Here is a 10191-nt window from a genome sequence, read left to right on the forward strand (position 1 = left end):
TGTAGGCGACCACGATACCGTCGTGAAACACCGGCACCGTGCTGCACAGGTCGGGCAGATGGCCGATCGACCCTTCGGTAAGATAGGTGTCGTTCATCAGGAACACGTCGCCGGGCTTCATGGTCTCCGGCGGAAAGTCGCGCACCACGCCGTTGGGCATCGCCGAATAGGAGCGCCCCGTCAGCTTGCGGCAGTAGCGGTCGAACAGCCCGACGCGAAAATCATGGGCCTCGCGGATCATCGGCGAGCGCGCGGTGCGCTCGATGGCGTATTCGATCTCCGCCTCGATGGAGTTCAGCGTGCCCTCGACGATCTGCAACACGATCGGATCGACGGTGCTGACATCGCGCTCCGGCGCGGTCGGCCAGGGATGGGGCTTGTGCATGTTCATTTGGCGCTCTCCTGCGCGACCGGGCGGATGACCAGAATGCCGTGCGGATCGACCTCAACGAACTGGTTGGGAAACACCACCGTGGTGGAGCCGAATTCCTCGACCACCGCGGGCCCGACGATCTTCGCCCCCGGCGGCAGCGTCGCGCGGTCGTACAGTGGGGTGTCGATAAAGCCGGTATCGAAATACACCGGGCGCGTGCCCGACGGCGCGAATTTGCCGTCGCCCGCTTCCAGCTTGGGCATCTGCGGCCGTTCGATCACGCCGAAACCGGAGACGCAGAGATTGACCAGTTCGATCTTCTGCGTACCCGCATAATCGTAGCCGAAGGTCTTCTTGTGCGCGGCATGGAAGGCGCCGATCAGCCCGGCGAGGAACGCTTCATTGGTCGGTCCGGACGGTGCGACGACCCGCACTTCCATCGACTGCCCGGCGTAACGGAGATCAGCCTCGCGGACGAGGCGGATCTGCGCCTCGGCAATGCCATCGCGCTTGAGATTGGCGACCGCCTCCTGCTCCAGCCCCGCATAGCGGGACGCGATATCGGCGAGGTCGATGGCGTCCTCATGCATCACCTTGGTGATGATGTGATCGGTACGCCAGTCCACCGCCAGCAGGCCGAAGGCCGAGAGGTTGCCCGGGTTCGGCGGCACGATGCAGGCTTTCATGCCCAGCAAGTCCATCACCGCGGGCGACTGCACCGGGCCGGCGCCGCCGAACGACAGCAGCGCGAATTCGCGCGGGTCGATGCCGCGCTGGATCGTCATCTGCCGGATCGCATTGGCCTGCGCCCAGTTGGCGATCTCGATGATCCCCGAGGCGAGTTGTTCGGCGGTCATGTTGCCGGGGAGTTTTTCCGCCAGCGCGGCGATGCCGGCGCGGGCGCGTTCCACGTTGAGCGCAATGCCGCCGCCGATCAGCGCCGGCGGCAGTCGGCCGAGCACCAGATTGGCGTCGGTAATGGCCGGCTCATTGCCGCCGTTCGGATAGCACATTGGCCCCGGCACCGCGCCGGCGCTGCGCGGGCCGACCTTGAGATGACCCTCGCGGCTGATCCAGGCTATCGAGCCGCCGCCGATGCCGATGGTGGTGATGTCGATCATCGGGATGCGGACCGGGAATTGCCCGACCGAGCCGCCATTGGTGAGCTGCGGTTTGGCGCCTTCGATCAGGCAGAAATCTGTCGAGGTGCCGCCGGCGTCCAGCGTCACCAGGTCGGGAAAGCCCGCAATCTCGGCGATCACTGCACTGCCGAGCGCGCCGGCCGCGGGGCCGGACAGCGCGGTGGTGATTGGTTTGCGCAAAATCTGCTCGGACGAGGCAACGCCGCCGCTCGACTGCATCACCAGGAACGGCACGCTCTGCAGCGGGCCCAACTCGTCATGCACGCGCTTCAGGTAGCGATCGAGATACGGCTTCACGAAGGCATCAACCAGCGTCGTCACCGCGCGCTCGTATTCGCGGTATTCCGGCAGCACCACGCAGGACAGCGACAACGTCGCCTCGGGATATTCCTCGGCAACGATCTCGGCGACGCGGCGCTCGTGGCTGTCATTGGCGTAAGAGTGCATCAAACAGATGCCGATCGCCTGGATCTGGTGCTTGCGGAAATAGCGCGCGGCATCGCGCACCATGGCCTCGTCGAGGGCGCGCAGCTCGTTGCCCTTGAAGTCGAAGCGGCCGCCGACCTCGCGGACGAACTGCAGCGGCACCAGCCGTTCCGGCTTCACCCAGAAATACGAATTGCCGTAGCCGTCGGGCACCGACTGCCGCGCGATCTCGAGCAAATGGCGGAAACCGGAGGTGACGATCAGCCCGAGCGACTCGATGCCGCCCTGCAGCAGCGCATTGGTCGCCACCGTGGTGCCATGGGCGAGGCCGGCGACATCGGCCGGCCCGGCGCCCGCCTGCGCCAGAATGTCGTTGACACCGCGCACCAGGCCGATCGCCGGGTTGGACGGCGTGCTCGAAACCTTGGTGACCGACATCGCGCCGGACCTGGCGTCCACTGCGACGATGTCGGTAAAGGTGCCGCCGGTGTCGATGCCGATACGAAAACGGGGAGAAGCGGTGGACATGATGCGCGCCGATCGATCGTGAAGCTGCCCCAGCATGGGTCGGCAGCGGCGTCCGAGTCAAAAACCGAATATCGATGCGGGTATCGGAAAAACAGATGGCGCTCGAACCGGCCCACAACCGTTCCCCGGACGCTGCGCAACGCGCCCAGTTGGGCGTGGTGCGCTGCAGATCCGGGGCCCCGGTATTTTGATAAAGAAAGAAACCGGGATCCCGGCTCTGCGCAGCGGCACTTGCGGCGATGCAAGCGCATCGCCTGACATGCCGCAGCCGTCCGGGACAAGAGACCCTACCCCTTCAACATATCCCGCAACTTTAACAGCGCCGCTTCCTTGCGGCGCGACATCGGTTGCCTTCGCCGGAACAGGCTGAACGCCACATTGCGCGCCGGCGCGATGCTCATCGCTTTCAGCAGGCCGAGGGCCACCTCGTTGGCGGCGCAGGCGCGCGGCACGATGGCGATGCCGCCGCCGGACTGCACGATCATCTTGATGGTCTCGATATTATCCACCACCGCCAGCACATTCGGCCGGATGCCGAGATCGGTGAACAGCGACAGCACCACTTGGCCGTAGCCTACGGTCAGCTCGCTCATGATGAACGGCTCGGCCAGCAGCCGGCCGATGTCCACCGGCTGCTTGCTGCGCGCCAGCGGATGCTTCGGCGGCAGGATCAACGCCATCTCGGCGTCGATCAGGCGGTCGAACACCAGCCCGGCCGGCAGCCGCTCCGGATCGGATTCGATGGCGAGCCCGGCGTCGATGCGCTCCTCGTGCAGTTCGGTAAAGATGTTTCGAGTCGGCGCGGTCAGGATTTCCAGCCGGATGCCGGGCAGATTGTTCTTGAGGTCGTCGAACAGCCGCGGAATGAAAATCTGCGCCATGCCGGAGCCCATGGCGATGGTCAGCGTGTCCGCCAGCGCGCCGCGCAGCCGCCGCGCGGTGTCGGTGAGGCTGAGCAGGTCGCCCATCACCCGCTCGGATTCGTACAGGAAGGTGCGGCCGCGATCGGTGGATTCGATGCCGCGCGAGGTTCGCGTGAACAGCTCGAAGCCGATCTCCTCCTCCAGCAGCTTGACCTGCTCGCTGACCGCCGACTGCGAGATGTTCAGCCGCTTTGCCGCCTTGGTGAAGCTGCGTTCCTTCGACACCGCGAGCGCGTAGCGCAATTGCCGGAAATCCAAACCATCAATCCTTGTTGGTCGCCTGTCGCCATCCTACGCGCGTCGCGGCAAACGACAAACAGCCGCCGCGATCGAGCGCGTGGCCGGTGCCGTAGACCGATGGGCCTCCGGCCGTGCCGCCTCGCCAACGAGAAGGGAGGACGCAGCCCCCGAGCCCGACGTTCAAAATATTTTCCTGTCATTGTTGACAATATTCCTTTTAGGACTATCGTCCACGACATCCCGTCCAATGAGGGGCGCTTCATGAGGCGTCTTGGAGTGGGGCGGGAGGCGGCGCCTGCGGGCGGGGGGAGGACGTATCCCCTAGTTGGCCATTTCATAGAATTCCAGAACATTTCAAATCGTCCAAAAGTCGTTGTTTTGCAATGATATATAGCCGTTTCACGCTTCAAGGTGATACGGTCTGTTTCGGGCAATCTCAGGCCCAGTGTGTGGGTAAGTGAGGGGGTAAGCCTTGCGAGCTGACATCTTCGGAAGGACCGTAATGGCGAGCAGCAGGGCACGGATGAAGCTTACGGCGCTAGCAGTCGGCCGTGCCACTAAGCGCGGCCTCCACGGCGACGGCGGTGGATTGGTTTTGCAGGTGGCAAAAGGCGGTTCACGTAGCTGGATATTTAGGTATCGGTTCCTAGGTAAAATTCGGTGCATGGGACTTGGACCGGTAAGCGACGTCGGCCTCAGCGAGGCCCGTAACCTTGCCGCTACTTGTCGCCAACAGCTTCGCGCCGGTGAAGACCCCATCGCGGCTAAAGCAGCCAAAACGGCTGCTGCGCGACTGGAGCTAGCCCGTGTCGTCACGTTCGATACCGTCGCTGCTGCTTACGTCGAGGCCCACCGAACAGGCTGGCGCGGTGGCAAGAGCTGTGAGCAATGGACGAACACCCTGGCGGCCCACGTGTCGCCTGTGTTTGGCTCACTCCCAGTCGGGGTCATCGACACCTCGCTTGTGATCCGGGCTCTGGAGCCTATTTGGAGCAAGACTCCGACAACGGCGGGCCGGATCCGAGGGCGGATTGAAGCCATCCTCGAATTTGCGAAGGCGCGTGGCAACCGCGATGGCGAGAACCCGGCGCGCTGGCGCGGCCATCTTGAAAACTTGTTTGCAGCGAATGGTCCGGCTGCGGCGAAGCAGCATCACGCCGCTATGCAATACGTCGAGGTCGGGGACTTGCTGGGCAAGCTGAGCAAACGCGACGAGAGCCCAGCGGCCGCGTTGTCGTTCCTAGTCCTGACCGCATGCCGAAGCGGCGAAGCGATCGGCGCTCGCTGGGATGAAATCGATCAGGAAAGAAAAATGTGGACTGTTCCGGCTGCGCGCATGAAAGCTGGTCGAGAACACCGCGTGCCACTTAGCGGCGCGGCGATCGACGTGCTCGATCGGATGCGCGCCCTTCGGCAGGGCGATTTCATATTTCCGGGGTTGAAACCAAATACGCCTTGCGTTGCGTCAGGCATGACCAAACTGCTGCGCAACGGCCTGAAAATCGAATTTGCGACCATTCACGGGTTTCGCTCGACATTTCGCGATTGGGCAGCAGAGCAGACCAACACGCCACCTGAGATCGCGGATGCTGCACTGGCGCACGTCGTTCAAAATAAAACCTCGGCGGCATATTTGCGCTCGGACCTGTTCGACAAGCGCCGTTTCCTAATGGACGAATGGGCTCGATATTGCTTCGCCGCCCCGGCAGACACCGCCAAGGTGATACCGATGCGACAAGCTGAATAGCGTGGCAATAACCCCGCCAACAGTGCGCACCCAATTGACAGCCGTGCTCTGCGGTTACGGCGACCGCGTCGTGGCAGCTGAACAGGCAATAATCATCTGCGTCGCAATGCTGGCCCTCGCTCGTGGTCACGACATTGGCAAAGACTCCCACGGCTACTTCGCACGCCCTCGTAAGCGGGCGTACGGTCCCGCGCGTCAATTGCGGGACATCGCCCGGATGGCAAAAAAAGCAATTGCTGGTAAGAAAGTTGACAGTAAGAAGTGGCGTACTGCGTGGGTGGCGCTTTCTCTCGCCGTTCGACAGGTATGGAAGCCACTAGTGAAAACGAACCGCGGCTGGAGACTGGACCGCAGCACTATCCTTACCTATCGAAGCCCCGGGTTCACGACCGTCATTCCGAAGCCGGAATACGTGTTGCCTGATATCGTCGCCGAGCTTGCAAGACGCACGAAGGAAGGCCGCTCAAAGATTCGGCGTCCCGGTGAGCCCGAGCACGCCGCGATTCGATCAGTCCAGACCGCCTATCAGACCCTGACCGGCAAGAGCGGTCGCCGCACGGTACGCGATGGGAGACGAACCGGTCCCTATCACCGATTCTGTCTGGAGATCGACCAAATTTTTGGAACGACGCTATTCACCAAGAGAGATGGCGGACGAGACCGATAAATTCGGTCCACAAAACGCAATGCCGACAAGACAGATGTCGCGAAATAGATTGAGCCAACTCGAATGGAGGTGGCTCGTGATCAACAAGACTATGAAGATTCTGACGACGGGGGGCGACCGGCTTGGTTGGCGTCTTGCCGAATGGACCGCGTTGACCGGCACGTCTCGCCCGACTGTGTGGCGGCAAATTAAGCGTGGCGATCTTAACATTGTCCGCATTGGCGGAATTCCGATCGTGCCGCGCAGCGAGGCCGTTCGCCTCGGCCTGCTCGCAACCATCATCACCTAATCAAATAGTAAATTCGGGACCCGCGTATACAGCCCGCGTGGGCACACGTCCGATTCATTTGGGCTGCTTCGGAGAATGAACTTGAAAAACGAAAACGGAAATTTGCAAACCACAAACACGACCGCCATCGAGCGGCTCCTCAAGGTAGCGCGCGACACGCAGTCTGGCGATACGATTATGAAGTTTAACCAAGGCCATTTCTATATTGGCGATCTTGACGTCACCGGCCGCGAGTACGTTGTTGCAATCGACCAGCTCGGCCACGGCCACACTGTGTTCGGCGGCGGCAAGGTTCTCGGCGAAGAAGTTTCTCTGGTAGCTGAAGCTGAGCCGCCCGAGCGCCCGTCCGGATATGACAATACGGCCGATTGGGAGAAAGATTCTGTGGGCAACCCGCGCGATCCGGTGAAATTCCAGTATCACTGCCCGATGATCGATGGTGAGACCGGCGCGTACGCTGTCTTCAAGACTGGTTCCATTGGCGGCATGGGATCCTTGGGCAAGCTTTGTGCGGTCTACGCGCGCAATCCTCTCAACGGCCTGCCCATCGTGAAGCTCGGCAGCGGCTCCTACAAGAATAAGAAACATGGCGGCACCACCTTCTACCCCGATTTCATCGTGGTGGGCTTCGAGCCGCCCACCGCCCCGATAAGCGGTGACGCGCCGCCGCCCCGGAAGCCCCCGAAGCCGGACGGCACCGGAAGCCCCGCAGCCGTCGTCAATCCCGGCGTCATCATCGATGCTGTGGTCTTGGACAAGGACATGAACGATCAGGTCCCGTTCTAAACCGGTTCATCATCTGCGGGTCGCTTCGGATTGCGGCCCGCCCCTTCCTGATCGGATCCGTCCCGTGAGCAACGATCGTTCAAACCTCACTCTGCATCAACTCGCCCACGCACTCGGCGGCGTGATCAGTGACGGTCAAGTTCTTGCACCTGGCCCCAAGCACAGCCCGACCGATCGCTCGTTAGCGGTTCGACCTTGCGCTACCGCGCCGCTCGGGCTTCTGATCCATAGTCACTCCGGGGACGACCGGATTGACTGCTTGGACTATGTACGCTCGCGGATCGGCCTGCCGCCGTTCCTGCAGTATCAAGGGCGTGGCGACCTACCGGCGCCCCCTAACCTTGCGATCAAGCGGGCCGCGGTCATGGCACGCGCAGTCATCCAGCACACGGCCCCTGAGGTTACTCTGGTCAGTGACGCCATGGAGCCCTTGATCACGCCCGTGGCTGCTGTGAGCCGAGTAGTCGCTACCTACGACTACTGCAACGTCGCGGGCGTATTGCAGTACCAGGTGCAGCGTCTTGAGCCAAAGTCGTTCAGACAGCGCCGGCCCGTCGGCGATGGCTGGAGCTGGAACCTCGGCGACGTGCAGCGCCTGCTTTATCGGCTGCCAGAGTTACGGAAATCTGCCGTGCGAACCGTTTTCATTGTCGAAGGCGAGAAGGATTCTGATCGTCTTCTCTCGCTCAATTGCTGTGCCACAACCATCTCCGGTGGCAGCAAGTGGACATCCGACATCGTGGCTCCGCTCAAAGACCGCGACGTTTTCATCCTGCCTGACAACGATACAAAGGGAGCCGAAAAGGCGATTGCTGCAGCAACTGTTCTTTATGGCGTGGCTGCAACCGTCCGCGTAGTACAGCTGCCGGACCTGCCAGAAAAGGGCGACGTCTCAGATTGGTTGGACGTCGATCCAAAACGCGCTGACGGCTTGGTCGATATCTGCATGAATGTGCCTTTGTGGGCGCCGCCGGCGGCTGACGTGGTCGGCAGCAACAACGATGGCGTTGTGCTCGACGACTTTTATGCTTACTTGCCAGCGCATTCTTATATTTTCATCCCAAGTCGAGAGATGTGGCCGGCGGCGAGCGTCAACGCTCGGATCCCGCGTATCGAAAATATCGACGGGAAGTCGACCCGCGCCAGCGACTGGCTCGATATGAACCGCGCTGCTACGCAGATGACTTGGTCGCCAGGCATGCCGCTCGAGATCCATGACAAAATCATTTCTGATGGCGGCTGGATTGAGCGTCAAGGCGTGACTTGCTTGAACCTCTATCGAGGCCCGACAATCCGCCTCCGCAGCGCGGCCGGAGCGGACCGCTGGGTCGAGCATTGTTACAAAGTCTATCCGGCAGATGCCCCTCGATTGATCGTTTGGCTCGCTCATCGGGTGCAGCGTCCGCAGGAGAAAATCAACCATGCGCTATTCTTGGGCGGGGCACCGGGCATCGGCAAAGACAGCCTGCTGGCGCCGGTTAAACATGCCGTCGGAGCTTGGAATTTTCAGGAAGTCGCGCCGAAAACGATGCTCGGTCAATTCAACGGATACGCTAAAGCCGTCATTATTCGTGTTTCCGAGGCGCGTGATCTTGGCGATGTAAATCGTTTCTCTTTTTATGAAACGTCCAAAGTGTACTGCGCCGCGCCGCCCGACGTGCTTCGCGTCAATGAGAAGCATTGGCGCGAGCATTATGTCCCGAATGTGTGCGGAATTATATTCACTAGCAATTACCGTACTGATGGAATCTATCTGCCTGCCGATGATCGCCGGCATGATGTAATGTGGAGTGATGCCGCGGCTGCCGACTTTAGCGCTGGCTACTGGACCGATCTCTGGAGCTGGTATGCCCACGGCGGTTACGAAGACATTGCGGCCTACCTGAATGAGCTGGATATTTCGGAATTCGACCCAGCGGCGCCGCCACCGAAGGGGCCGGCGTTCTGGTCGATTGTGGAAGCAGGTGCGGCACCTGAGGAAGCGGAAGTCGCGGACGTATTGGACCGTCTGAGCAACCCCTCCGCCACGACTGTGGCACAGCTTACTGGCGCTGCATCTGGAGGATTTTTCGAGTGGATTGTTGATCGGAAAAATCGGCGAGCTATTCCGCATCGGTTGGAGAAGTGTGGATATGTTCCGATCCGCAATGACGATACCAAGCAGGGACTGTGGATCATCAATGGCAGTCGGCAGGTAATCTACGGTCGAACCGATTTATCAGTCCGCGACCGGTTTTTAGCGGCGACCGAACTTGTAAGGAAAGGAGCCAAGCAGTGAAAACACTGAAAGCACTGAAATTCTACTGCACCTATTTCCATTCCTTCTATCCTCTATCCTCTATCCAAACCTCCGAACCATTTCAGTACCCTGGGGATACAGAACAGCGCAATGGGATTTCAGTGCTTTCAGTGTTTCCAGTGCTCGCATCAGTTCATCTAGGCAGTATTCAAGCTTACCCTTGATTAGCTCGGGTCCTTCCGGCAGGTGCACCGATCACCGGTAACGCGCCAGTATTCTGTGCCGGTAGAACCAAGGCCATAATCACCGCCAACGAACGGAACCGGAGCTCCAAATGCAAACCTACAGCTTGAACAATCTCGCGGAACAGCTTGAGCGCGATCGATCGACTCTTGTTAAAGCAATGCGCAACATTGCCCCGGATGCACTGGTGAAGGGCCGGCCGTCATGGAAGATCGCGACAGCAAGCAGAGCGCTTGAAGCTCACATGCGCGTTCAAGTTGGTAACAGCTCAGAACGCCCTGGCAATGATCACACTTCCCATCTTGCGGCATTATATGCATGCTTCGACTCGGCGTATGAGACGATGCGAAAACGGAAGACCGTTACTGCACGACGCAAGGCAGCGGTTGCGATGGCGCCCCTTATTGAGGAGATGGACAGGCAGGTGCGTCAGATCGGCATCGCCAACGGTTGCGGCGAGGAACTGACAAACTTACGGGCCGACAAACTGTTTCGGCTGTACTTGCGCGGGTTCGAAAGCTGCTGCGGCTGGGACACGGTCGAGGTCTTCAAGCATCTCGACTGCACCGCGGACGTGTGATCATGATT

The 10191-nt window shown here is 60.6% G+C and carries 9 protein-coding genes; 6 read left to right on the forward strand and 3 right to left on the reverse strand.

Going from position 1 to position 10191, the window contains the following annotated elements; all coding sequences use genetic code 11:
• The 3 genes from JWR89_RS25685 to JWR89_RS25695 all read right to left on the reverse strand — a co-directional run.
• A partial coding sequence (locus tag JWR89_RS25685) for a hydantoinase B/oxoprolinase family protein (protein ID WP_299721018.1) occupies positions 1 to 391 on the reverse strand: 391 nt, incomplete at its 3' end.
• Positions 388 to 2469, reverse strand: a complete 2082-nt coding sequence (locus JWR89_RS25690) for a hydantoinase/oxoprolinase family protein (RefSeq protein WP_299721019.1) — start codon at positions 2467 to 2469, stop codon at positions 388 to 390. The genes JWR89_RS25690 and JWR89_RS25685, both read right to left, overlap by 4 nt.
• Positions 2470 to 2756: 287 nt before the next feature.
• A complete protein-coding gene (locus JWR89_RS25695) occupies positions 2757 to 3650 on the reverse strand; it encodes a LysR family transcriptional regulator (RefSeq protein WP_299721020.1) in 894 nt (297 codons plus the stop codon).
• 505 nt (positions 3651 to 4155) lie between these two features.
• On the opposite strand from JWR89_RS25695, the gene JWR89_RS25700 reads away from it, so the two are divergent.
• The 6 genes from JWR89_RS25700 to JWR89_RS25725 all read left to right on the forward strand — a co-directional run bounded on the left by JWR89_RS25700 (position 4156) and on the right by JWR89_RS25725 (position 10183).
• Entirely contained in the window at positions 4156 to 5379 is a 1224-nt protein-coding gene (locus tag JWR89_RS25700; protein WP_299721021.1) for a site-specific integrase, read from the forward strand.
• A 70-nt stretch (positions 5380 to 5449) separates the two neighbouring features.
• Entirely contained in the window at positions 5450 to 6046 is a 597-nt protein-coding gene (locus tag JWR89_RS25705; RefSeq protein WP_299721022.1) for a hypothetical protein, read from the forward strand.
• Positions 6047 to 6122: 76 nt separating this feature from the next.
• Positions 6123 to 6335 carry a hypothetical protein gene (locus JWR89_RS25710; protein WP_299721023.1) on the forward strand — a complete coding sequence of 71 codons (213 nt, stop codon included), beginning with the start codon at positions 6123 to 6125 and terminating at the stop codon, positions 6333 to 6335.
• Between the two features lie 81 nt (positions 6336 to 6416).
• On the forward strand, positions 6417 to 7121 hold the full coding sequence (locus JWR89_RS25715) for a hypothetical protein (protein WP_299721024.1): 705 nt from the start codon (positions 6417 to 6419) through the stop codon (positions 7119 to 7121).
• 259 nt (positions 7122 to 7380) lie between these two features.
• A complete protein-coding gene (locus JWR89_RS25720) occupies positions 7381 to 9399 on the forward strand; it encodes a hypothetical protein (RefSeq protein WP_299721025.1) in 2019 nt (672 codons plus the stop codon).
• Between the two features lie 295 nt (positions 9400 to 9694).
• The gene (locus tag JWR89_RS25725) at positions 9695 to 10183 is read left to right on the forward strand and encodes a hypothetical protein (RefSeq protein WP_299721026.1); all 489 of its coding nucleotides are present in this window, start codon (positions 9695 to 9697) and stop codon (positions 10181 to 10183) included.
• Positions 10184 to 10191 lie beyond the last annotated feature (8 nt).

This window comes from Tardiphaga sp. (assembly GCF_028290785.1).
Classification (GTDB): Bacteria; Pseudomonadota; Alphaproteobacteria; order Rhizobiales; family Xanthobacteraceae; genus Tardiphaga.